18 protein-coding genes are annotated in these 24,135 nt (G+C 71.1%); 7 read left to right on the plus strand and 11 right to left on the minus strand.

From position 1 onward, the window contains the following. Positions 1 to 27 precede the first annotated feature (27 nt). The 7 genes from allB to JYJ93_RS19910 form a co-directional block, all read right to left on the minus strand. Positions 28 to 1,377, minus strand: a complete 1,350-nt coding sequence (allB, locus tag JYJ93_RS19880; protein ID WP_206793574.1) for an allantoinase AllB — start codon at positions 1,375 to 1,377, stop codon at positions 28 to 30. Next, positions 1,374 to 2,816 (minus strand): NAD(P)/FAD-dependent oxidoreductase, encoded by a 1,443-nt coding sequence (locus tag JYJ93_RS19885; RefSeq protein WP_206793576.1) that lies wholly within the window; start codon positions 2,814 to 2,816, stop codon positions 1,374 to 1,376. Before JYJ93_RS19885 ends, allB begins: the two co-directional genes overlap by 4 nt. 87 nt (positions 2,817 to 2,903) lie before the next feature. Beyond that, complete coding sequence (locus tag JYJ93_RS19890) at positions 2,904 to 3,680, minus strand: hypothetical protein (protein WP_206793578.1); 777 nt, start codon at positions 3,678 to 3,680, stop codon at positions 2,904 to 2,906. Then, the gene (locus JYJ93_RS19895) at positions 3,677 to 4,807 is read right to left on the minus strand and encodes a hypothetical protein (protein WP_206793579.1); all 1,131 of its coding nucleotides are present in this window, start codon (positions 4,805 to 4,807) and stop codon (positions 3,677 to 3,679) included. The genes JYJ93_RS19890 and JYJ93_RS19895 overlap by 4 nt, the downstream gene beginning before the upstream one ends. Positions 4,808 to 4,839: 32 nt before the next feature. Then, complete coding sequence (locus tag JYJ93_RS40630; RefSeq protein WP_206793582.1) at positions 4,840 to 5,940, minus strand: hypothetical protein; 1,101 nt, start codon at positions 5,938 to 5,940, stop codon at positions 4,840 to 4,842. Continuing rightward, the gene (locus JYJ93_RS19905; protein WP_206793584.1) at positions 5,937 to 7,190 is read right to left on the minus strand and encodes a glycosyltransferase; all 1,254 of its coding nucleotides are present in this window, start codon (positions 7,188 to 7,190) and stop codon (positions 5,937 to 5,939) included. Before JYJ93_RS19905 ends, JYJ93_RS40630 begins: the two co-directional genes overlap by 4 nt. A 193-nt stretch (positions 7,191 to 7,383) precedes the next feature. After that, positions 7,384 to 8,592: a phosphatase domain-containing protein gene (locus tag JYJ93_RS19910; RefSeq protein ID WP_206793586.1), complete on the minus strand. Its 1,209-nt coding sequence runs from the start codon at positions 8,590 to 8,592 to the stop codon at positions 7,384 to 7,386. 103 nt (positions 8,593 to 8,695) lie between these two features. Between JYJ93_RS19910 and JYJ93_RS19915 the strand changes: the two genes are divergently transcribed. Then, on the plus strand, positions 8,696 to 9,478 hold the full coding sequence (locus JYJ93_RS19915; RefSeq protein ID WP_206793588.1) for a 4'-phosphopantetheinyl transferase superfamily protein: 783 nt from the start codon (positions 8,696 to 8,698) through the stop codon (positions 9,476 to 9,478). On the opposite strand, the gene JYJ93_RS19920 is transcribed toward JYJ93_RS19915, so the two are convergent. Then, positions 9,475 to 10,251: a thioesterase gene (locus JYJ93_RS19920; RefSeq protein WP_206793590.1), complete on the minus strand. Its 777-nt coding sequence runs from the start codon at positions 10,249 to 10,251 to the stop codon at positions 9,475 to 9,477. The genes JYJ93_RS19915 and JYJ93_RS19920 overlap by 4 nt on opposite strands. Before the next feature lie 228 nt (positions 10,252 to 10,479). Here JYJ93_RS19920 and cysD point away from each other — a divergent pair, with 228 nt between their 5' ends. Genes cysD through JYJ93_RS19950 form a run of 6 tightly spaced genes read left to right on the plus strand, consistent with a single transcriptional unit; the run spans position 10,480 to position 19,594 of the window. After that, positions 10,480 to 11,391 carry a sulfate adenylyltransferase subunit CysD gene (cysD, locus tag JYJ93_RS19925; RefSeq protein WP_242544546.1) on the plus strand — a complete coding sequence of 304 codons (912 nt, stop codon included), beginning with the start codon at positions 10,480 to 10,482 and terminating at the stop codon, positions 11,389 to 11,391. Further along, positions 11,391 to 12,656 carry a GTP-binding protein gene (locus JYJ93_RS19930; RefSeq protein ID WP_206793592.1) on the plus strand — a complete coding sequence of 422 codons (1,266 nt, stop codon included), beginning with the start codon at positions 11,391 to 11,393 and terminating at the stop codon, positions 12,654 to 12,656. Before cysD ends, JYJ93_RS19930 begins: the two co-directional genes overlap by 1 nt. Before the next feature lie 10 nt (positions 12,657 to 12,666). Then, positions 12,667 to 13,227, plus strand: coding sequence for an adenylyl-sulfate kinase (cysC, locus tag JYJ93_RS19935; protein WP_206793594.1), 561 nt, complete (start codon positions 12,667 to 12,669; stop codon positions 13,225 to 13,227). A 58-nt stretch (positions 13,228 to 13,285) separates the two neighbouring features. Beyond that, entirely contained in the window at positions 13,286 to 15,079 is a 1,794-nt protein-coding gene (locus JYJ93_RS19940; RefSeq protein WP_206800383.1) for an FHA domain-containing protein, read from the plus strand. An 8-nt stretch (positions 15,080 to 15,087) separates the two neighbouring features. Further along, positions 15,088 to 19,179: a TOMM system kinase/cyclase fusion protein gene (locus JYJ93_RS19945; protein WP_242543867.1), complete on the plus strand. Its 4,092-nt coding sequence runs from the start codon at positions 15,088 to 15,090 to the stop codon at positions 19,177 to 19,179. 1 nt (position 19,180) lies between these two features. Then, positions 19,181 to 19,594: a BMA_0021/BMA_0022 family TOMM bacteriocin gene (locus JYJ93_RS19950; RefSeq protein ID WP_206793597.1), complete on the plus strand. Its 414-nt coding sequence runs from the start codon at positions 19,181 to 19,183 to the stop codon at positions 19,592 to 19,594. 18 nt (positions 19,595 to 19,612) lie between these two features. On the opposite strand, the gene JYJ93_RS19955 is transcribed toward JYJ93_RS19950, so the two are convergent. From JYJ93_RS19955 to JYJ93_RS19965, 3 genes are read right to left on the minus strand one after another with little or no spacing between them, the layout of a single operon-like run. Further along, positions 19,613 to 21,010 (minus strand): SagB family peptide dehydrogenase, encoded by a 1,398-nt coding sequence (locus JYJ93_RS19955; RefSeq protein ID WP_206793599.1) that lies wholly within the window; start codon positions 21,008 to 21,010, stop codon positions 19,613 to 19,615. Between the two features lie 10 nt (positions 21,011 to 21,020). Next, positions 21,021 to 22,178 (minus strand): amidohydrolase family protein, encoded by a 1,158-nt coding sequence (locus JYJ93_RS19960; protein ID WP_206793601.1) that lies wholly within the window; start codon positions 22,176 to 22,178, stop codon positions 21,021 to 21,023. A 3-nt stretch (positions 22,179 to 22,181) separates the two neighbouring features. Further along, positions 22,182 to 24,134 carry a radical SAM protein gene (locus JYJ93_RS19965; RefSeq protein WP_206793603.1) on the minus strand — a complete coding sequence of 651 codons (1,953 nt, stop codon included), beginning with the start codon at positions 24,132 to 24,134 and terminating at the stop codon, positions 22,182 to 22,184. Position 24,135 lies beyond the last annotated feature (1 nt).

Below are 24,135 nucleotides of genomic sequence, written 5' to 3' on the forward strand. Positions count from 1 at the left end.
GGTATTCCTCTCCCGGACCGCCGGGGCTCAGCCGCGCGGCAGCCACTGGCCGATGCGCGGGCCCGTCAGTCCCTCGGTGGCGTCGAAGATACGCTGACCGCGCAGGTATGTCCTCATCACCCGGCCTTGCAGCTCACGTCCGGCGTAGGGCGTCAGCCGGTGCCGGTGGCGGATGTCCTCGGGCGCCACCTTGAAGCGCGCCTCCGGGGCGAAGACGACGAAGTCCGCGTCCAGCCCCGGCCGGATGGCTCCTTTGCGCCCCGACAATCCGGCCAGCTTCGCGGTGCGGTGCGCCATGCGCTCCACCAGCACGTCCAGGCCCAGGCCGTGGGCGCGCATGCCCGTCCACACGGCGGACACGCTGAGCTGCAACCCGGCGATGCCGCCCCACGCGCCGGAGAAGTCCCCGGCCTCCAGCTTCTTGAGCGCGGGCGTGCAGGGCGAGTGGTCCGACACCACCAGGTCGATGAGGCCGCTCTTCACCGCGTCCCACAGCCGCTCGCGGTTGGCTGCCTCGCGGATGGGCGGCGCGCACTTGAAGTGGGTGGCGCCGGCCTCAATCTCCTCCGCGCTGAAGGTGAGGTAGTGCGGGCAGGTCTCCACCGTGAAGGGCAGCCCTTCCGCCTTGGCCTTCGCGATGTCGTCAAGCGCGTCCGCGGCGGACAGGTGGACGATGTGCACGGGGCCGCGGTGCTCGCGGCACAGGTCGATCATCATCCGGATGGCGTCCACCTCCCACGCGGCCGGACGGGACGCGAGGTAGCTGGCGTAGGCGCGCACGTCGCCCGCGAAGGGCGGCTCGTGGTCCGTCAGCTCCGCGTGGACCAGCAGCGGCACGCCCGCCTTCGCGAGGATGGGCATGGCCGCGTCCAGCACCTCGCGCGTGGCGGCGGGGAACTCGTCCACGCCCGAGTGCACGAGGAAGCACTTGAAGCCCGGCGCGCCCGCGTCGACCATCGCCTGGAGCTCGTTCGCGTTGCCGGGGATGACGCCGCCCCAGAGGCCGTAGTCGATGGCGCACTGGCCGGACGCGGCCTCCGCCTTGGTGCGCAGCGCGGCCAGGGACGTGGTGGCGGGGATGGAGTTGAGCGGCATGTCCACCACGGTGGTGATGCCGCCCGCCGCCGCCGCCGCCGTCGCCGTGGCGAAGCCCTCCCAGTCCGTGCGGCCGGGCTCGTTGATGTGCGCGTGGCAGTCCACGATGCCGGGCAGCAGCGCGTCCCCGCCCAGCTCCACCACCTGCGCGTCCTTCGGCACGTCCACCGTCGCGTGGATGCCCTCGATGCGCCCGTCGCGCACCACCACCGCCGCCGCGCGCGTCCCTTCGGGCGTCACCACGCGCTCACCGCGAAACACCGTCACACCCGAAGCACTCACGTCTCGAACTCCGTCGTCGCGTAATCCGCGAGCGCGCGGAAGTGGCGCTCGCTGTCATCCAGGTAGAGCTGTTTCGTGATGCCGCCCACCAGCCGGGGCAGGCTGTACTTCATGCCGGAGATGCTGGCGCCGCCGAAGCCCAGGGAGAGCAGGCACCCGAAGGTGTAGTTGAACACGCCGCCAATCCACGGCGCGCTTCCGGGCTGCTTCTCCTGGAACTCGAAGGAGGGGCCCAGGTACGGGTGGCGCAGCAGGTCCGCGTGCCGCTCGTTCTCCGGCGGCGTGAAGCGGTCCTTCCACAGCGCGATGTGCGGGTGCAGCTCCGCCAGCTCCGGCCGCAGCGACAGGTCCGTGGTGAAGCCGGACGCGATGATGAGGAAGTCGAACGCGTGCGTCGCGTGCGGCGTGCGCACCATGGCCATGCCGTCCTGCGCCTTCACCTCCACCCAGGGGCTCTCCGCGTGCAGGTGGAAGTGCGGGTGGCGGCGGGCGCGCTCGAAGGTGTCGCGCGGGGGCAGTTGGCCCATGTCGATGATCTGCCGGATGAAGCGCCAGCGCTGCGCGTCCGGGAGGTCAGCGTGGTGGCGCAGGAAGCCCGCGAACTCCGCCCAGCGGTAGGGGTTCACGTTGGGCAGCTTCTTGCGGCGGTAGAACAGGTCCACCTGGCCCGCGCCCGTCTCCAGCGCCACGGAGGCGTTGTCGAACGCGGAGGCCCCCGCGCCCAGCACGCCCACGCGCTTGCCCTTCAGCGCCGCGAAGTCGATGGGGTCATGCGTGTGCGCCCACAGCGAGCGCGGCAGCGGCTGGACTTCCGGCGGCGCCTCCCAGCGGCCGGAGCCGTCGATGCCGGTGGCCAGCACCACTTTGCGCGCGAGGAGGAACTCCGTCTCACCGTTGTGCGCGGCGGGCACCTCGAAGCAGTCCAGGTCCGCGCGCCAGCGCAGCGCGCCCGCCTTGGTGCCGCACTTCACCGGGATGCCCAGCACGCGCCGGTACCAGAGGAGGTAGTCCGCCCACAGCTCCTTCGGGATGAGGGCCACCTGCTGGAAGCCCTCCGCGCCGTGCTGCGCCTCGTACCAGGCGCGGAAGGAGAGGTTGGGGATGTTGTAGTCCGGACCGGTGAGGTACTTGGGCGTGCGCAGGGTGAGCATCCGCGCGAACGTCTTCCAGGGCCCGTGGAAGCCGTCCCTACCATCGTCCAGAACCATCAAGTTCGTCACGCGCTCGCGCATCAGCCCGAACGCGGCGCCCAGCCCGCTCTGGCCTCCGCCGATGATGAGCACGTCCAGGATGGGACGTCCGTCCGGGGTGGCCCGAGGGGGCACCCAGCCGCGGGCGGGGTATGACAGGATGTCCAGGTCGCGGCGGAGGGCGTCTTCCAACGCCTCCAGTCCCTGCGGTGGACGATACGTCGAAGCCAGCGGGTCGCGGTCGGGCATCGTGCCTCAAGCAACCCACGCCCGGATTCGCCATGCAAGGGGGGCCCCCAGGCATTCGCTTCGACGGGCCGGTTCCGGACGGCCGCCTCAGCGGCGCGAGGTGGGACTGGCCGCCTGGGGCACGAGCAGCTCGAAGCGCACGCGCGCGTTGTCCGTGCGCATCCCGGCGGGGCCTTCCAGGCGGAGCGCGTCCTGGGGCAGCAATCCCTCCCAGACGCGCACGCCGTCCGCGTACACGGTCAGCACGTTCGCGTCGATGAGGGCGCGCAGCACGTGGGACTCACCGGGAGACAGCCTGTCCAACGGCTCCATGAAGCGCGGCCGCACGGTGGTGTACCCCCCGTTGCCGCACTCGCCGCTCGCGTGGTCGTCCGGGTTGGACTTGAACTGGACCACGATGCCCGCGGAGGGCGCGATGCGCCACATGGCGTAGAGGAGGTTGCAGCCGTCCCGGGCGCGCAGCTTGAGCCCCACCTGTTCGCGATGCTGGCCGGACGCCAGCGGAATCACCTCGTGGGTGGCGCCCAGCCAGGTGAAGCGCAGCTCCGCCTCGTCTCCTGTCGTCTCCGGGACGACCGCGCGCTGGCGTGGGCCCTCGATGGCGAACTGGGTTCCGTCCTCCTGCTGGAGGCTCTCGACCTGGCCTTGGGTGACGTGCAGCTGCCGCCGCGTGACGGGGGCCAGGCCGTCCTTCGCCGCCGGCGGATCCGAGCGCGACGCGCGCGTTTGGGAGGACACGGGGGATTCCATGGGCTTCCTCGCGCTGTTGCAGGCGCCGTGGCTCAGGAGCAGGGCGCCCGCCCAGAGCATCAGGACGCTTGACGTCCCGAGCGCCACCCACCGCCGTTGTCGAGTGTCGCTCATGGGCCTGTTTCCCCCAGGAGCGTGCGGAGGGTCTCCAGGTGAGCGCCCAGGTACGCCTGCTCCGCCTGGAGCCGCGCAAGCTCCAGCAGGAGGTAGTCCCGGAAGCGGCGCACCTGCCGCGTCTGCAACTGCTCCACCTCGCGCAGCTGGCCCTGCAGGTCGGACACCAGCGCGGACACCTCGCCCAGCCGCTGCTGTTCGCTCTTCTCGGTGATGCGCAGCTCGCCCAGCAGCTGACGCACCCGCCGGGGTGCTCCGTCCACCGCGTCGCGCGACTCCAGGCGGCGGCCCTCGCGGGCCTGGGCGTTGGCCCGGCCCTGCCAGAGCTGGCCCAGGTTGTAGCCCAGCGTGAGCTGGCCGAAGAGGGGCGTGGACTGGTCCACGTCGAAGACCTCGTCGTAGCCGCCGCGCACGCTCAGGCGCCAGGCGCCCGCCGTGCGCAGGCCTCCGGACAGGACCTCGACCTGATCATCCGCGGCCTCGAAGGCGCTGAGCAGCGCGCTCAAGGTCTGTCCTTCCGGCGGCGAGGGTTCCAGCGCCAGCCGTTCGCGGGCCTGGGCCGTGTCGCGCGCGAGCGAGCGCAGGTGATCCAACCGCACCTGCACCGCGTTGAGCTCCTCCAGCGTCGCGCCGCCGTCGCGCATGTCGTCGCGCAGTTGGGCCACAAGTTCCTCCGCGCGAGGCAGGGAGGTGGCCAGCGCCCGGGCGCGTGCGTCCAGCGCCGCCGCCTCTCCCAACCGCGAGCCCTGCTCCACGGCGCTCTGGAGCGCGGCGAGCGCCTGGTAGCGGCGGCACTCGGCCTCCGCGCGCGAGCGCAGCGTGTGGCCCCGGTAGAGGCCCACGAAGTCGTAGCCCAGCCCGGCGGTGACGCGCAGCTTGGGCGCGCCCAGGGGCGTCTCGTCCGAGCCTCCCACCGCGTCGCCCGCGTTCACCGCGCCCACGCTGCCGAACACCTCCGGCGCCAGCTCCAGCACGGCCTCCGCCTTCGCGGTGCCGCGCACGCGTTCGCAGTAGCCCTTCGCGAGGTCGCCCTGGGCCCGCGCCGTCGCCGCTGCTTCCTCCGCCGGCGCCGCGCCCGCCCACAACCCGAGCCCCAGCAGGGCTCCCCTCGCCAGCCTCGTCCGCATCCTCCGCTTCCTTTCCGATTCCACGACGGGGCTCACAGCATCAACGGGGGATGGCCCAGGTGAAGCAGCGGCTCGCGCGCGCTCGGCGCATCCCGAAGCTGGAGTTCCACCATCACGCCTCGCAAGTGGTACTGGCGGATGGGGTGCTGCTGGGAGACCTCGCCCTCCAGCACGGGCCCCACCACGCCCACCTCGCGGCACCAGAAGATTTTCAGCGCGCAGGTGTAGAGCGGGGTGCCGGCCCGGGCGTTGGGCAGGTTCTCGTAGGGCACGAAGGCCACGGTGAGGTTCTGCTCCAGCGCCTTCAGGTACGGCGAGGCGTGCACCACCTGGAGCAGGTGTTCAAAACGGCGGATGCGGTCGTCCAGCGCGCGCACGTCCGCCTCCAGGCTCTTGCGCTGCGCGTCCGCCCGGGCCAGCGCCAGCACCGACTGCGTGTACTCACGCTCCAGCAGCAGCGTGTCCTTCGTCAGCCCTTCCGCGGCGGCGTCGCGGCCCAGGCCGTTCTCCGCGGCCGTGAGGCCTTCGCTCTCGCGCCGGAGCGTGTCCAGGCGCATGTCCAGGTCCACCGTCTCCTGCGCCAGGGACAGGTTGCTCTGCGCCATCTGGGCCAGCTGGTGGTTGGTGGTGAGCACGGCCTCGCGCTCCATCAGCTTCGCGCCGTAGAGCGCGCTCGTCCGCGTGCGGGCCAGGCCGCTGTACGCGCGGTTGGACTCGGCGATCTCCTCGCCCGTGCGCAGGTACTCCTGGCGCAGCGCGGACAGCCGCTTCGCCAGCCGGTCGCGGGCCTTCTTCTCACCCTGGAGCGCGACCACGAAGCGCTGCTGGAAGGCCCGCTCCGCGGCCGAGGTCCGTTCGGCCTCCAGGAGCCGGTCCGCCGCCTCGCGCCGCCGGGCCATCAGCCCGTCCCGCTCCGACTCCTGCTGCGCCGCCTGCGCGTTGAGCGCCAGCACGTTGGAGTCGGTGGGCGACAGGATGGTGGGCGCGGCCCAGCTGTTGCTCGCCAGGAAGAAGCCCTGCACCGCGAGGAACGACAGCAGGCCCAGGAGGATCAGCGCCAACAGCACCGAGCCCATGAACTTGTAGGCGGACACCGCGATGGAGTTGAGCCGGTTGGCGACCTGCTGATTCATGACGGGGTTCCTTCGCCTGCGGAGTTGGAGGTGAGCTTCGCGGGGGCGGGAACGGGGGAGGGCGCAGGTGCCGTCGTGGGGCTGCCGCGCGTCTCCCAGCTCCCGGAGTCGAGCGTCAGCAGCGCCAGCGGCGTGAAGAGCGCGTACGTCACCGGCATGAGCAGCGCCATGGGCAGGAAGCTCACCGGATGCACGCGCCGGTCCTCCGGCAGGTAGCGCGTCTCCAGGCGGTAGATGAAGCCCAGCAGGCCAATCACCAGGAAGTGGAACGCGAGGATGTCCCAGAACTCGCCGTTGAGCATGTTGTGGACGATGACCACCGGGTACGAGAGCAGCAGCGCCAGCTGCGACACGTAGTGCACGGTGATGACCGGGTGCAGCCGCCACGCGTGCGACAGGCCGCAGATGAGGTCCACCAGGTTGGAGCGCCGCCAGCGCAGTTGCTGGCTGAAGTAGCCCGCGAGCGTGGCGGGCGCGGCGGTGAAGCAGAACGCGTCCAGCGTGTAGACCGTCTCATAGTCGTGCTTGACGATCTGCCGCGTGAGGAAGCGGTCCTCGCCGTACTTGATGGGGATGCCCGCGATGGCGCGCGACTCCAGGATGGGCTCCAGCTCCAGCAGCACGGAGCGGCGGTACGCCGTCAGGCAACCGGACAGGCACATCACCTGGCGGAACGAGCGCTCCAGGTCCTTCAGCCACTTCTGGGCGAAGTGGAACTTGATTTCAATCATCCGCGTCAGCCAGTTCTGGTGACGGTTGCTGACGAAGGTGCGCCCGCCCACCGCGGCGACGTTGGGGTGCACGAAGCGGCGGATGAGCTGGCGCACGGCGCTCTTCTCCACCACCACGTCGGAGTCCACGGAGACGATGATCTCCGCGTCCTCCGCGGCGCGGACGCCCCGGTTGATGCCCTTGCGCTTGCCCATGTTCTCCGGGTTGCGCATCACCCGGACGTTGGGGTGCCCCTCCGCGGCCTTGGTGGCCCACGCGAAGCTGTCGTCGCGCGAGCAGTCATCCACGACGATGATCTCGGTGAGCTCGCTGGGATAGTCCTGTTCCAGCAGCGCCTTGACCGTGTGGTAGATGCCCTGGCCTTCGTTGAACAGCGGAATGACGATGGCGACCCGGGGGCGGTAGGTGTCATCCACCCGCTCGAACCGCCGCCCCTTCAGCCGCCTCAGGAAGGGGCCGAGGATGTAGCGGTTCATCAGGACGACGATGAACAGCAAATGGATGGGAAACAGTTCCATCGGTCCCGCACGCCCCCTCACGCCCCGGAAGGGCCCCGGAACCTCCCGGAGCCCTTCCTTCCGTCCCCAGACGGCCGCTCCACCCCTGTGAAGCGCACGGAAGGTTGGGGTGCTTCGTACGTCCCGCCAACTGTCCGGGACCGGTGGGCCGCCCGGTGATGGAAACCGGGCGGCGCGGGTTCAGCCCATGGGCTCAGGTCGCGGGCTGCGTGCGCGGCAGAGCCCGCGCGATGGCCAGGTCGCGCTCCAGCTCCGCCTCCCGCGCCTGACGCACGGCCGGAGAGGTGAAGGCGATGGCCGCCAGCGATTCGGTCGCGGCGGCGGCGATGCGGTCCACGCCGTCCCGGGAGATGACACCCGCGTGGAACGCGTCCACCGCGGCGCCCACGTACGTGTCGAAGAAGAAGACGTGCTTCGCGCGCCACTCATCGCGCTTCGCCTGGGGCGTCGCCACCACGTCGTGGATGAACACGGCGCGCACCGCCTGGGGCAGGGACTCGCGCATGCGCGCGCCGAACTCCACGTCGCCCTGGCCGCTGTCGCCCACGAAGACGAAGCCGTACTCGGGGAAGAGGCGCGCGTACTGTTCGAAGTTCTCGAACTTCTTCTGCGCGATGCGCGTGTTTCCCACGAGGTAGAAGAAGCTGCCGGAGAGCATCACCGCCAGCGGCACGCCGCGCTTGCTCAGCGAGTCCAGCGTCGCGTTCTCGATGAGGCCCAGCGGATCCTGCGGACGCGCGCTCACGAAGACGAGGTCGCCCGCGCGGCCCGGGATGATGCCCGGCCCCCGGTCCAGCTCCTGGTAGAACGCGAGCACGCCCGGGTACACCGTCTTCGGCGGGTAGCGCTTGTCCACCCAGTTGGCGAAGAACGTGTCGTCGATGTCGCTGAGGACCTTGTTCTCCCCGCTGGGGAAGGCGTCCGCCTCGCGCTGGAAGTGGGTGAGCAGCTCCGCGCGCAGCGCCACGTCGTCCACGTCGTCGAACACCAGCTTGTGCAGGTCGTGGTACTCGCCGCCCGCCTCCAGCAGGTTCTTGAACCCGGTCAGCTCGCGGCCCTTCAGCCCCAGGAACAGGTCGCGCAGCCGCGCTTCCGCCTGGGCGTGCGTGGCGCCCTTCTGGAGCGCGGTGGCCAGCGACGCGCGCACCGGCAGGGACAGCTCCGCCGCCCGGCGCCTGCACAGCAGGTCCAGCAGCTCCGTGTGGTGGTCCGGGCCCACCAGCCGGTCGTCCAGGTCCGACAAGAGGCGCACCAGGTCCACGTTGGACAGGAGGAAGTTCAGCTCCTCGCCGGTGGCGCCCGCCAGCAGGTCCAGGATGCGGCGCTCGTCGCTCCGGTCCGTGTGGCCCGTCATGTCCCGGCGCAGCGCCTGGAGCTTCGTGGTCGCGGTGGTCAGGTCCATGCGTCTCCCTCCCTGGGCGTCAGGGCCGCGAAGCCTACGCGCCCGCCGAGCGGCCGGACCAGCCCCCGTGACAGGCGCGGCGGTTCCTGATTGCCTGCGCGACATGACGGTCTCCTCCTCCTCCACGCCCCTCGACCTGCGCCCCGACGAGGTCCACGTGTGGATCGTCGAACCCGAGCGCATCGACGATCCGCGCCTCCTGGAGGCCTACAAGGCCCTGTTGGACCCGGGCGAGCGCGAGCGGCAGCGGCGCTTCCATTTCGAGCGCCACCAGCGGCAGTACCTGGTGTCCCACGCGCTGGTGCGGCTGACCCTGTCGCGCTACGCGCCCGTGGCGCCGGAGGCCTGGCGCTTCATCCCCAACGAGTACGGCCGCCCCGCCATCGCCGGCCCCGAGGGCCAGTGGCTGCGCTTCAACCTGAGCCATACGGACGGCATGGCCCTGGTCGCGGTGGGCCGGGACGTGGACCTGGGCGCGGACATCGAGGACGCGGAGCGGCCGGGCGAGACGGTGGAGATCGCCGACCACTACTTCGCGAAGACGGAGGTGCAGGCCCTGCGCTCGCTGCCCCAGGAGCGCCAGCGTGAGCGCTTCTTCGAGTACTGGACCCTGAAGGAGGCCTACATCAAGGCGCGCGGCGCGGGCCTGTCCCTGCCGTTGGATCAGTTCGGCTTCGACCTGGTGCCGGGACAGATGCCTCGCATCGCCTTCGACCCGCGGATGAACGACCTGCCGGACGTGTGGCAGTTCATGCAGCACAAGCCGTCCACCCGGCACCAGGCGGCGGTGGCCTTCCGCAGGCCCCGGAGCGGAGCGCTCACGGTGCGCTGGCAGCACACCGTGCCGCTCGCCGGGGACATGGCCCCGGTCATCAAGACGGCCTAACCCTGCGCGGCCGTCATCCAGCGCGTCAGGTCCTCGCGCACGGCCGCCAGCACCGGCGGTCCGTGCGTGCGGATGAAGAAGTGGCCGCCCTCGAAGTGGCGCAGGCGCACGTCGGCGGTGGACTCCTCGCGCCAGTGCTCCATCACGTCCAGGCCCACGTGCTTGTCGCCCTTGCCCGCGTACACGGACAGCGGGATGTCCAGCGGGGCGGTGTCCTTGCCGTTCTCCGACCAGGCCAGCGCGAAGTCCGCGCGCAGCGTGGGGAGGATGAGCTCCAGGAGTTCCTTGTGCTGGAGGACCTCCTCCGGCGTGCCGTCGTACTCGCGCAGCTTCGCGATGAAGCCGGGATCATCCAGCGTGTGGATGGGCTCCCGGTCGTTGTGCGACGGCGGGGGCGCCGCCGCGGCGATGAAGCCCAGCGGCTTCGGGCCACCCTGGCGCTTCAGCGTCCGGGCCACCTCCAGGCCGATGCGCGCCCCCATGCTGTAGCCGAACAGCGCGAAGGGCCGGTCCATCAACGGCGTCAGCGCCGGCATCAGCACGTCCATCAGCTCCGGCAGGGACTTCATCGCCGGCTCCATCAGGCGCCGCTCGCGCCCGGGCAGCTGCACCGCGCACAGCTCCACGCCCGTGGGCAGCGCCATGTTCCAGGGCTGGTAGATGGCCGCGCTCCCACCGGCGAACGGCAGGCAGAACAGGCGCAGGCGCGGCTCCGGAAGCGGCTTGCGGGACGGGAACCAACGGTCGAGGACGGGAGGGGATGCGCTTGCCATGGCGCGGCCGTCTATACCACGCGCCCCCCGCGCGAAAATCCCCTCCCGCACGCCGGGTGGGGCGCCGGGCACGCACCCGGAGTGGGGCCGTGAAACATCCCTCCCAGCAGGTCCTCCGGCCATGTTTCACCGCCCCCTCCCGCATGTCACATCCGGCGTGTCTCACGCTCGCGGAGGCGGAAACCTCCACGGCCACGGTTGGGCGTGGGACGGGTTGTGGTAGCTTTCCTGGCCGTGAGCTACGAGCTTTCACATCTTGAGGCGCTGGAAGCCGAGTCCATCTTCATCATCAGGGAAGTCGCGGCGGAGCTGGACCGGCCGGTGCTGCTCTTCTCCGGTGGCAAGGACTCCGCGGTGATGTTGCACCTGGCGGTGAAGGCCTTCTGGCCCGCGCCGCTGCCGTTTCCGCTGATGCACGTGGACACGGGGCACAACTTCCCGGAAGTCATCCAGTATCGCGATGAACGGGTGGCGGAATTGGGGGCGCGGCTCATCGTCGCGTCCGTGCAGGAGGCCATCGACGCCGGGAAGGTCACGGAGGAGAAGGGCCCCCGCGCGTCCCGCAACCGGCTGCAGACGCAGCCCCTGCTGGAGGCCATCGAGAAGAACGGCTTCAACGCCGTCTTCGGCGGCGCCCGGCGCGACGAGGAGAAGGCCCGCGCGAAGGAGCGCGTGTATTCCTTCCGCGACGAGTTCGGCCAGTGGGACCCGAAGAACCAGCGGCCGGAGCTGTGGGCGCTCTACAACGGGCGTCACCGGCGCGGTGAGCACCTGCGCGTGTTCCCCCTGTCCAACTGGACCGAGCTGGACATCTGGCAGTACATCGGCCGGGAGAACGTGGCGCTGCCGTCCATCTACTACACGCACCGGCGCGAGGTGTTTCGCCGGGACGGCATGCTGATGGCCTGGTCGCCCTTCATGTCCATGATGCCCGGCGAGACGGTGACGACGGAGACGGTGCGCTTTCGCACGGTGGGCGACATGACGTGCACCGCGTGCGTGCCGTCCACGGCGTCCACCGTGGAGCAGGTCATCGCGGAGGTGACGGCCTCCCGCGTGACGGAGCGTGGCGCCAGCCGCGCGGACGACAAGTTCTCTGAGACGGCGATGGAAGACCGCAAGCGCGAGGGATACTTCTAGTGGAACTGCTGAGATTCGCGACCGCGGGCTCCGTGGATGACGGCAAGAGCACCCTCATCGGGCGGCTGTTGTACGACACGAAGTCCATCCTCGAGGACCAGCTCGCCGCGGTGGAGCGCACGAGCCACGCCCGGGGCGACGAGTACGTCAACCTGGCGCTGCTCCTGGACGGCCTGAAGGCCGAGCGCGAGCAGGGCATCACCATCGACGTGGCGTACCGCTACTTCTCCACGGCGAAGCGCAAGTTCATCATCGCGGACACGCCCGGACACCTGCAGTACACGCGCAACATGGTGACGGGCGCGTCCACGGCGGACCTGGCGCTCATCCTGGTGGACGCGCGCAAGGGCGTGCTGGAGCAGACGCGCCGCCACGCGTTCATCGCGTCGCTGTTGCGCGTGCCGCACCTGGTGCTGTGCGTGAACAAGATGGACCTGGTGGACTACGACCAGGGCGTCTTCGACCGCATCCGGGAGGAGTTCCGCCAGTTCTCCATGAAGCTGGACGTGTCCGACCTGTCGTTCATCCCCATCTCCGCGCTGGGCGGGGACAACGTGGTGACGCGCTCGGAGAAGATGGCCTGGTACCAGGGCCCCACGCTCCTGCACCACCTGGAGAACGTGCACATCGCGTCCGACCGGGACCTCATCCACCTGCGCTTCCCCGTGCAGGGCGTCATCCGGCCCGCGTCCGCGAAGAAGTTCCACGACTACCGCGCGTACTCCGGGCAGCTCTTGGGCGGCGTGATGCGCCCGGGCGACGAGGTGATGGTGATGCCGTCCGGCTTCACCACGCGCATCAAGTCGCTGGAGCTCGCGGGCAAGCCGCTGAAGGAAGCGTTCCCGCCCATGTCGGTGAACGTGTCGCTGGAGGAGGAGCTGGACATCAGCCGAGGCGACATGCTGTGCCGCCCGGGCAACCCGCCCACCGCGAGCCAGGACATCGACGCGATGGTGTGCTGGCTGTCGGACTCGACGCAGCTGAGCAGCGGCTCGCGGCTGGCCATCAAGCACACCACCCGCATGGCGCGCGCCATGGTGAAGCAGCTGCACTACCGGCTGGACGTCAACACCCTGCACCGCGACGAGCAGAGCCCCGGTTTGAAGCTCAACGAGGTGGGCCGGGTGACGCTGCGCACGACGGTGCCGCTCTTCTTCGACGAGTACCGGCGCAACCGCAGCACCGGCAGCTTCATCCTCGTGGACGAAGGCACCAACGCCACCGTGGGCGCGGGGATGATCAACGGCCCCGCCGTGGACAGGTAAGGGAATGGCGATGCAACAGCGTCCGGGCTTCATCCTCTGGTTCACTGGCATGTCCGGCGCGGGCAAGAGCACGCTGTCCGCCGCGGTGGCGCGGCAGCTGTCGCCCGTGCAGCGCGTGGAGCTGCTGGACGGGGACGAGGTGCGCACGTACCTCTCCCGCGGCCTGGGCTTCAGCCGCGCGGACCGCGAGGAGAACGTCCGGCGCATCGGCTACGTGGCGCGCGTGCTGGCGAAGCACGAGGTGGGCGTCATCACCGCCGCCATCTCCCCGTACAAGAGCTCCCGGGACGAGGTGCGCGCCCTGGCCACCCAGGCCGGCATCCCGTTCCTGGAGTGCTACGTCCAGGCCAGCCTGGACGCGCTCATCGCCCGGGACGTGAAGGGGCTCTACAAGAAGGCCCTGGCCGGGGAGATTCCCCACTTCACCGGCGTGTCGGACCCGTACGAGCCGCCCGAGTCCCCGGAAATCACCGTCCGCTCCGACGCGGAGACGGTGGAGGCGGGGCTGGAGCGCATCCTCGACACGCTGCGCGACCGGGGGCTCCTGGCTCCGGCCGCCAGCGCCGCCTGAGCGGTCCATCGCTTTTGGGCTAGGCTTGGACCCCGGAGGGGGTCTCAAGGCCGTGCCGATGCTCGTCTACAATCCAGGACAGCCGGATGAGCTGTCCTACCCATTGGGGGACGCGCCCATCACCATTGGCCGCGCGGACGACCAGGGCATCTGCATCCCCCACCGCAGCCTGTCCCGCCAGCACGCCCGCATCGAGTCCACCGACGGGCGCTTCTTCGTCACCGACCTGCAGAGCAAGAACGGCACGTTCGTCAACGGCGTGCAGATCCGCCGCAAGGAGCTGCGCCCCGGCGACACGCTGACCCTGGGCGAGCTCGTCTTCCTGCTCACCCACGAGGCGCCGCCGGCCGCGCTCGCGGGCCCACCCGGCTCCGGCCCGGCCTCCGGCGCCCCCGACGAACCCCGCCCCCAGCTCACGCGCGCGCTCACCCGCGTGCCGCTGAAGACGCTGGTGCAGGCGGTGTCCGGCTCGGAGAAGTCCGCGGTGGCGGCCTCCGGCACGGCCACGCGCGTCCGCGAGCGGATGCGCATCCTCCAGGAGGTGGCGAAGCTCCTGTCCGTCACGGACGACCTGGAGGCCCTGCCCGGCAGGGTGCTGGACCTGGCGTTTCAGATCCTCCACGTGGAGCGGGGCGCCATCCTGCTCATGGACGAGGCCACCGGGAAGCTGGAGCCCCGCGTGACGAAGACGGCCGAGGGCACGGCCGTGCGCGGGCCCATCTACAGCCAGAACATCGTGGACTTCGTGCTGCGCCGGAGCGTGGCGGCGCTCTTCTCCGACGCGGTGAATGATCCGCGCCTGGGCGCCGCGGAGTCCGTCATCTTCAGCTCCATCCGCGCCTCCATGTGCGTGCCGCTCAAGCCCCGCGACGAGGTGCTGGGCGTGCTCTACGTGGACAACGTCTCCACGCCCAAGAGCTTCTCCGAGGACGACCTGGAGTTCCTCGTCGCGTTCGCGGGGCAGGCGGCGCTCGCGCTGGAGAACGCGCGGCTCTACCGCCGCATCGAGCAGGAGACGGTGCAGCGCATGCAGCTCATCATGGACGCGAAGCTGGCCTCGCTCGCGGCGCTGGTGGGCGGCATGGCGCACGAGCTGCGCAACCCCCTCAACTTCATCAGCAACTTCGCCGGCCTCTCCGTGGGCCTCACGGAGGACCTGGCCGGCGTGCTGGAGCCGCAGCGCGAACGGCTGACGGCGGACTCCGTGCGCGACGTGGATGAGGCGCTCGCGTGCCTGCGCACCAACGTCCAGAAGATCAACGAGCATGGCCGCCGCGCGGACGCGCTCATCCAGGGCATGCTCCAGCACGCGCGCCGCTCACCCGGCCCGCGCGAACCGGTGGAGCTCAACGCGCTGGTCGCGGAGAGCGTCGCGCTGGGATTGGGCGGCATGCGGGGCGAGCCCCTGAGCGTCCGCCTGGAAGCCGAGTACGACCCGGCCGTGGGGCGGCTGGAGCTGAGCCGGGCGGACGTGGGCCGCGTCATCATCAACGTCGTGGACAACGCGCTCTACGCCATGCGTCAGAGACGCCAGACGCAGGGCGCCACGTACGTGCCGGTGCTCAAGGTTCACACCCTCGTGCGTCAGGAGCACGTGGAGGTCCGGCTGCGCGACAATGGGCCGGGCATCTCCGCGGAGAGCGCGGGAAGAATCTTCGACCCCTTCTTCACGACGAAGCCGCCGGGGCAGGGGACGGGGCTGGGGTTGTCACTCAGCCATGACATCATCGTGCAGGGCCACCAGGGCACGTTCCGCATGGAAACGGCGCCGGGTGAGTTCACGGAGTTCGTCATCACCCTGCCCAGGCGGGGGGGACGGTCATCAATGGAGCGAGGCTCGGGGACGCGATGAAGAACCTCATGGATCCTGCGCTGTTGGAGGCCTTCCAGGGCCGGTACGAGCTCCTGTCGGAGTTGGGCGAGGGCGGCTTCGGCCGCGTCTACAAGGCCCGCCAGGTGACCACCGGCCAGAACGTGGCGGTGAAGCTGCTGCGCCTGACGGACGGCGCGACGCCGGAGTCCGTGGAGCGCCGCAGCGCGCGCTTCGAGCGCGAGATGAAGCTGTGCGCGCAGATGCACCACCCGAACATCGTGCGGCTCATCGATTCGGGCCGGGCGCAGGGCGGCGCCGTCTACTCCATCTTCGAGTTCGTGCCGGGGAAGAACCTGGCGCAGGTGCTCGCGGAGGAGGGCGTGCTGGATCCGGTGGAGACGCGCCACCTGATGCTCCAGTTGCTGGACGCGCTGGCGTGCGCGCACGCGCAGAACGTGGTGCACCGCGACCTGAAGCCCGCGAACATCATGGTCGTGCCCACCGGCGCGCGCCGCAACGCGCTGGTGCTGGACTTCGGCATCGGCTCCGTGACGGACGAGCTGACGCGCACGGAGCCGCAGCCGCGCATCACGTCCACCAATGAATCGCTGGGCACGCCGTCGTACGCGGCGCCGGAGCAGCTTCGCGGGCAGGCGCCCACGCCGCGCTCGGACCTGTATGCGTGGGGGCTGGTGTTCCTGGAGTGCCTCACCGGCCGCCGCGTCTTCGAGGCCGCCACCGTCGCGGAGGTCATCTTCCAGCAGCTCTCCTCGGAGCCGGTGACCATCCCGCCGGCCATCGCCGCGCACCCGCTGGGCAAGCTGCTCCAGCGCGTCACCGCGAAGGATCCGTCCCAGCGCACCGTGTCCGCGGAGGTGCTGCTGCGCCAGTTGGAGGCGGTGGACGTGTCCAACCTGCCGCGCCGGCCCGCGCCCGTGCGCATCCAGCCCGCGGCCCCCAACGCGGAGACGGCGACGGTGGAGCTGTCCAGCCGCACGCCCAACGCCGTGTCCACGCGCTCGCGCCGGTGGGCGGAAGGGGAGCGCCGGCAGTTGACGGTGGTGTGCTGCACGCTGTCCGCGACGCAGACGGCGCCGGGGCCGGTGGACATCGAGGAGTTGGACCACGTGCTGGGCGCCCAGCAGGAGGTCTGCATCGAGATCGCCCGGCGCTACAACGGCCACATCGCGAGCGCCCTGGGCGACATCGTCCTCTTCTACTTCGGCTATCCGGCGGCGCGGGAAGACGACGCTCGGCGCGCGGCGCAGGCGGCGCTGGACATGGTGGCGGAGGTGAAGCGGCGCGGCCGGGCCATCGAGGCCGAGCGCGGCACCCGCGTGGAGATCCGCGTGGGCCTGCACACGGGCCTGGTGGTGTCGCGCGAGCAGCGGGATCCCACGCTCTCCGGCCTGGGCTTCGTGGTGGGCACCACGCCGAAGCTGGCCTTCCGGCTGTCCACCTCCGCGCCTTCGGGCGCCATCCTCGTCACGGGCGACACGCAGCAACTGGTGCGCAAGCACTTCCCGTTGGAGAGCGCGCCCACGTCCCCGAACGAGCTGTTGCCGCCAGGACTGGAGACGTTCGTGCTCCAGGGCGCGGACGCGACGTGGAGCGGCGCCGACGACGCGCTCTCGCTGGTGGGCCGCTCGCGCGAGCTGGACCTGGTGCTGTCGCGCTGGGAGCAGGCGCGCTCGGGGCAGGGGCAGGCGCTGCTGATCTCGGGTGAGCCGGGCATCGGCAAGTCGCGCCTCCTGCGCGAGCTGGGAGACCGGCTGGGCGCGGAGCCCCACACGTGGCTGGAGGCCCGCTGCACGCAGGACAGCTCCGGCCAGGCGTATGCCCCCGTGGTGGACCTGCTCACGCGGATGCTGGACCCGAACCGCGACCTGCCGCCGGAGGGCCGGCTGACGGGCCTGGAGGCGCTGTTGTCCGGCTACAGCTTCGAGCTGCCGGAGACGCTGCCCCTGTTCGCGGCGCTGCTGTCCCTGCCGCTGCCGCCGGAGCGCTGGGCGCCGCTGGACGTGTCGCCCCTGAAGCACCGGGAGCTCACGCGCAACGCGCTGCTCGCGTTCCTCGCCGCGATGGCGGAGCGCCAGCCCGTGGTGCTGGCGCTGGAGGACCTGCACTGGGCGGACCCGTCCACGCTGGAGCTGCTCAAGGCGCTGGTGGAGGAGGTGGCCTCGTCGCGCCTCTTCGCCGTGTTCAGCGCGCGGCCGGAGCTGGAGCCGCCCTGGGCCGCTTCGGCGGTGACGCAGGTGCAGTTGGGCGCGCTGGCCCGCGCGGAGGTGGAGCGGCTGGCCACCGCCGCCGCCGGAGGCCCGCTGTCGCCGGAGGCGCTGGAGGAGATCGCCACGCGCACGGACGGCATCCCGCTGTTCGTGGAGGAGCTGGTGCGCACGCTGCGCGAGTCCGGCGCGCTGGTGGAGCGCGAGGGCCGCTTCGCGCTGGAGGCCGGCAAGGCGGGCCCCTCGGTGCCGGGCACGCTGCGGGACCTGCTCGTCGCCCGCCTGGACCGGCTGGGCCGCGCCAAGGAGACCGCGCAGATCGCCTCCGTGCTGGGCCGGGAGCTGACGCATGAGCTGCTGCGCCACGTGAGCCCGCTGACGCCGGAGGCGCTGGAGGCGGACCTGGAGCGGCTGGTGGGTTCGGGGCTGCTGCACCGCAAGCGCCGGCCGAAGGGGCCCGTGTACCTCTTCAAGCACGCGCTGGTGCGGGACGCGGCCTACGACTCCATGCTCAAGCGGTACCGCCAGCAGATGCACGCGAAGACGGCGGAGGCGCTGGAGACGCACTTCCAGGACCAGGTGGAGTCGCGGCCGGACCTGCTCGCGCAACACTGGGCCGCCGCGAACCTCAAGCGCAAGGCCATCCTCTACGCGCAGAAGGCCGCGTTCGCCGCGCTGGTGCGCTCCGCCTACCTGGAGGCCATCCTCTTCGCCCGGCTGGGCCTGTCGTGGCTGGACGCCATCGACGACCCGCTGGAGCGCGCGCAGCTGGAGCTGAGCCTCAACGGCGTGCTCGCGCCGGCGCTGATGTCCACGCAGGGCTGGCGCTCACAGGAGCTGCGCAACGTCGCCGAGCGCTCGCTGGAGCTGCTCTTCACGGTGGGGGAGAGCCCGTACGCGGCCCCGACGCTGTGGGTCCTCTCCATCTTCTACCACCTGGGGGGTGATCAGCGCCGGGTGCGCGGATTGTTGGATCGGCTGGTGGCGCTGGCGCAGCGCAACGGCGACGCGGGCCAGGAGGCGGTGGCGCTCACCATCCTCTCCAACATCGAGCTTCTGGAAGGCCGCCTGGGCGAGGCGAAGGCGAAGGCGGACCGGTGCCTGGCGCTCTTCGACCCGGTCGCCCACCGGATGCACCGCATCCTCTACGGACAGGACACGCGCGTGGGCGGCGAGTCCGTGCTGTGCCGGGGGAAGTGGCTCTTGGGCTTCCCGGACCAGGCGAAGGCGCACGGCGAGGCCGCGGTGGCGTGGGGCCGCGAGCTCAACCACGGCACCAGCGTCGGCCTGTCGTTCATCTACCTGCTGCTCATCGCCCAGGAGCACGGCGACCGGACGGAGGCGCTCCAGCTCATCGCCCAGCACACGGAGCTGTCCCACCGCTACGGCCTGCTGGAGCAGTCCGCCTACGTGGGCATCCTGCGCGCCTGGGCCGTGAAGGACCTGGAGGCGATGCGCCGCGGCGTCGCGCTGCGCGAGGCGTTCGGCACGGAGATGGACCAGCCGGCGTACTACGCCATGCTCGCGGAGCTGGAGCTGGAGCTGGGCCACGTGGAGGCGGCGCTCGCCACCGTGGAGCGCGGCTGGCAGCGCGCCCAGGCCCTGGGCGAGGCGTACCACGAGTCCAAGATGCTTCACGTCAAGGGCCGGGTGCTGCTGCAGCGGGATGGAAACACTGCACCCTCCGCGGAGTCGTGCTTCCGCCAGGCGGCGGAGGTGGCACACGCACAGGGGGCTCGGATGCGGGAGCTGCAGGCCGTCACCGCCCTGGCGCGGGTGCTCCAGGCATCCGGAAGACAGGAAGAAGCCCGGCAACGCCTGCAAACGGTCTACAGTACCTTCTCCGAAGGATGGGGGACACCGCCCGTCTCGGAGGCCCGCGCCCTGTTGGATGCGCTGGGAGGAGAACGCTGACATGAGCAAGAAGAAGCCGGAGTCGAAGGCCGCGCCCGCACGGGCCCGTCCCGTGGCGCGCAAGTCCACGCGGGGCCCGGAGGCCAAGGCCTCGGTGAATGACTGGCAGGCCGTGTGGATGCGCGCCGTCGCGCTGGCGTGGAAGGAGCCCGAGTTCGAGGCGGCCCTCCAGAAGGACCCGCGCCAGGCCCTCAAGAAGCGCTTCGACTTCGACCTGCCCGCCAGCATCCACCTGAAGGTCGTCCCCTCCACCGCGAAGGACGCGGCGACGGACGGCACCTGGAAGGTGAACAACGCGGAGGTGGAGCTGCACCTACCGAAGAAGCCGGCCGACGTGGCGGACCACGCCGTGGCGCTCTCCAGCCTCACCGACACCTACGGCCGCTCGCACTGCTGCGGCAGCCCCTGCTGCTGAAGACGGCGCGGGGGCGCTTCAGCGGTCCTGGGACTCGCCCCCCGACACCGCGAAGGCGCCCACGCTGGCCTCGCCGAAGCCGTCCACGCCCGCCACGCGCTGGAAGAAGTCCGGATCGCTCCGGCCCAGCGCGTAGGGCCTGAGGCCCATCGCGGTGGACACCAGGTAGAGCGTCTGCACCAGCGCTCCCGTGTCCTGCAGCACCAGCGAGTACGCCAGCGTCTCGTACTTCCACGCGAGCCGGGGCACGCGCGCGGCCACCACCATCAGCACCTCCGGCCGCTCGAAGGGCTCCACCGGCGCGCGGGCTTCGTCCAGCAGCGCGTGGAACTCCGGCGTGGGGCCGCTCAGCTTCTCCAGCCGGTGGCCCAGCGGGTCGTAGTGGTAGGCGCCCGGGGCCAGGCCCTGGCACTCGCCCACCATGGGGTAGAGCTCCAGCGCGTACACCGCGCCCGCGCCGGGGTAGGGCCGGTCGGTGATGTCACCGTCCTGCGTGGTGCGCACGTCGCGCACGCGCGCGGAGCGGTAGAGCAGATCTCCCAGCTGCTTCACGGTGAGCGGCGAGGCGCCCCGGCCGCGCAGGCTGCGGCGGGCCTCCAGCACTTCCGTGAAGGAGCGGTCGCCGCCCGCGCGCAGCGCCTCCAGGTCCGGCCGGTGCAGCTCCACGACCTCTTCGGTCACCGTGGGCTTGAGGGCGGGCGGGTTGGGCAGCTCGCCGCGGAAGCGGTAGGTGGCCCCCGCGCGCGTCTGGTGGCCCCAGCCGCGTGAGCGCAAGTGGAAGAGCAGGTCGTGCGGCTCCCACTGCTTGAGCGCCGTCTGCGTCTCCTCCGACGCCGGCACGTCCAGGCCGTTGGGGACCAGGATGCCCGTCTCCGCCAGGAGGCGCACCAACTCGCGCAGCGTGAAGGACTCGATGCCGGTGTTGAACTGGTTGAGCCGCGCCAGCAGCGTGGGGCGGGCCATGTCGAAGAGCAGCGACACCACGCGCCGGTCATGCAGCGCCGCGGTGGCGTGCACCGTGGGGCAGTCCAGCACCGCGCGGCCCTCCGCCATGCGCGTGTGCGCGAAGCGCGACAGCTGCAGCGGCTGGGCGGCGTCGAACGCCGCGCGGTGGCGCAGGAACGACGCGGACGCGGGCGTGAGCGTCAGCAGCAGGTTGCCGCGCTCCTCCACCGTCCACGACAGCAGGCCGCCGTCTCCCGCCAGGTCCAGCCAGTACCACGCGAGCGTCGTGTCCGAGCCCGCGGCGGCCGGCACCTCCGTCTCGTGGATGCCTCCGTCCGCGAGCGACTCGAAGACGGCGCGCACACCGGGGGCCAGCGGGCCCAACCGCAGTGAGCGGCCAGGACCCTCCACGCGCGCGTCCTCCGCGTCGGGGCAACGCAGCGCCACACCTTCGGCGAGCGACAATCTCATTCGTGCGGCCTCACGGTTCCACACCGTAGAACCGAGTCGGGTTTTCCCAGAGAACCTTTCGTAGACGACTTTCGGTCATCACGTCACGCAAGGACAGCATCGCACCCAGCACATCCTCGCCGTGGTCCAGATGCGGGAAGTCGGTTCCGAATACCAATCGGTCCTCCGGGAGGTGGCGCACCACGTCAGACACGTACGGCTCGTCCGGTTCCATGGAAACGAAGCAGTGCTGGCGCAGGTACGAGGAAGGGAGCTGTCGGATGGTGGCGGAGACCTCTGCACCCACAGCGCGATATTCCTCATCCAGGCGCCACGCCCAGTATGGGAGCCACCCGCAGCCGGCCTCCATGGCGCCAATGCGCAGGGCCGGGTGCCGCTCCAGCACGCCCCCCTGGAGCAGCGCGAGCAGCCCCATCATCAGCTCCATGGGGTGGGCGCAGACGTGGTTGGCGAAGCGGGTGTCGAAGCGGTCCGCGCCCGCGGAGGGCACGTAGACGTGGCCGCTGCCGTGGAGCACCACCGCGAGTGAGAGCTTCTCGCACTCGGACCAGAAGGGCTCGTAGGCGGCGTCCGACAGCAGCCGGCCGCCAATGGGGTTGGGGCGCACCATCACGGCGCGCCAGCCGAAGCCCGCGACCCGGCGCGCCTCCGCGACCATGGCCTCCGGCTGGTGACGGCTGATGAGCCCCACGCCGCGCAGGCGCTCCGGCTGGTGCGCGCAGAAGCCGTGCAGCCAGGTGTTGTAGACGGACGCGAAGGCCGTCGCGACGCGGGGCTCCAGGGGGGAGAAGCCCTCCAGCAGCAGCGCGTAGGTGGGGAACAGGGCCGCCATGTCCACGCCGTCGCGATCCATCTGGGCCAGGTACACGTCCGGCCTCTGCAGCATTTCATTGCGCCCGAGCTGGGCGTAGGAGCGCGCGGAGAACTCCAGCCAGGCCTTCTCCGGCATGTGGTTCCACAGCGGCTTGCCGTCCACTTCCGGCAGGGGCAGCACGGGCAGGAGGCCCCGGGGGCCCAGCCGCTCGAGGCGCTCCTCCAGCGTCTCGTCCGGAAGTCGTCCCGGGCGGGGCGCGTGCCGGCGCAGGCCGGGCTCCAGCTGCTCCGCCCACAGGCTCAGCGGCTCCAGGACGTGCCGGTCCGCGTCGAAGATGTGAAGGCCGTCGCGCATGCGTCAGGGTCCCCAGCTCGCGAGCTCGTCGCGCACGTCCTTGAGCAGTGCTTCCAGCAGGCCGGTGCGGCGCGCCTGGGAGCGCAGCGCCTGCTCCTCGGAGACCTCCAGCGTGCCCGGATGGCCACCGCGCGCCGCCACCTCCCGGTCGCACAGCTCGCGCAGGAATTCGTGGTGCTGCGGCTGGAGCGCCTGGAAGCCTTCGCCCCAGCGGGCGACGAAGTCCACCAGCACGTCGCGGGAGGCCTCCGGCACGTCACGGCGGTCCGGCAGGTCGCGGCTCAGGCGCACGAAGAGGTCCGGGAACACGTCGCGCATCGCGGTGGCGAAGCCCGGCGGCACGTAGACGGGCTGCGTGTCCGGGACGAGGTCGCCCTGGCGCTCGGCGGCCAGCACCGCGTCGAAGTCCGTGAAGAGGCGCTCGTGGCGGCGGCGCTCGTTCTGGTTGCGCGCGAGGAAGAACACCGCGCGTGGCAGCATCGCTGGGGCGGTGCGGCGCACCTCCGCGAGCGTGTCTCCCATGGCATGGCGCTCGGAGGGTGTCAGGGCCCAGGCGGTGGTGGCCTCGCGCAGGAAGCGGTCGGTGGCGGCCTCCGGCCAGTGAGGCTCCTCCACGTGGGGCGGGCGCTGGATGCCGGCGATGAAGCCCCGGATGCGCTCGCAGGCGGCGTCCCAGGTGGACAGCCGCTCCACCAGGTCCCGGAAGCCTTCGAGCAGCTGGGGCCGCGTCATGCCCAGGGGCATCACGTTGAGCACGATGGCGCCCCGGTCCTTCGCGTGCGTCTTCCGGGGCGTGGCGAGCCGGCCTTCCGCGCGCAGCCGCGTCCACAGCTTCGTGCCGCGTGGGGCCTGGAGGGGCGCCACCACCACCCAGGGCAGGTGCGTGCGCTGGATGTTCGCGTGTAGCGAGTCGAAGACCGCTGGCGTGTCGTGGTCGAACCCGACGATGAAGCTGCCCCGGGGCCCGATGCCGTGCGCCTGGATGCGCAAGAGGTCGCCCACCAGGTCCGCGCGCACGTTCTGGTGCTTCTGCGCTTCCTTGAGCGCGGCGGTGTCGAAGGACTCGATGCCCAGGACGACGGTGTAGAAGTTCGCGTCCGCCATGCCCTCCAACAGCCCAGCGTCGCGGCTCAGGTTCATCGTCACCTGGGTGAAGAAGCGCAGCGGGCGGGGCAGGGCGCGGTTGAGGGGAACGAGCCCCGCGAGCACCTCCTTCGCGTACGCCGCGTCTCCAATGAACTCGTCGTCCGCGAAGAAGACGCCTTCGGCGCCGAGCGCCGCGTGGGCGCGCACCTCGTCCAGCACGCGCTCCACCGGCTTGTGCCGCTGCTTGCGGCCGTACAGGTAGATGACGTCGCAGAAGGAGCAGTCGAACGGACAGCCGCGCGTGGTCTGCACGGAGCCCCACGCGTAGCGCGGGAGGTCCGCCGCGATGGCGTCCCAGCGGGGCAGGGGGCTCTCGCTCAGCGAAGGCTTGTCGAGCTGGCGGTACTCGGGCGCGTACTCGCCCCCGAGCCAGTCCGCGAGGAAGCGCGGCCAGGTGCGCTCCGCCTCGTTGACGAAGAGGGCGTCGAAGAAGCCCCGGTAGTCCTCCGGCGCGGCGGAGATGGCGGGGCCGCCCGCGACCACGGTGGCGCCCCGGTCGCGGAAGTGCCCGCCCAGGAAGCGCGCCTGGTAGGTGAGGGCGGAGTACATCACCGACACGCCGACGATGTCGTAGTCCGGCAGCTCCGTGTCCGCGCGCAGCTGGCCGTGCAGCTCCTCGTCCCAGATGTCCACGGTGAAGGCGTCCGGCGTGAGCGCCGCGAGCGTCGCGCAGGCCAGCGGCGTCATCGTCGCGCGCTTCACCAGGCCGCGCTCCGGGTCGAAGTCCTCCGTCTCCCGGTCCACGTGGCGCCGGTCGGGGCCACACTGGACGAGCAGGATGCGGGGCTTGGGTTCAGGAAGCGGCGCCATC

This window comes from Corallococcus sp. NCSPR001 (assembly GCF_017309135.1).
In the GTDB taxonomy this organism is placed as follows: Bacteria; Myxococcota; Myxococcia; order Myxococcales; family Myxococcaceae; genus Corallococcus.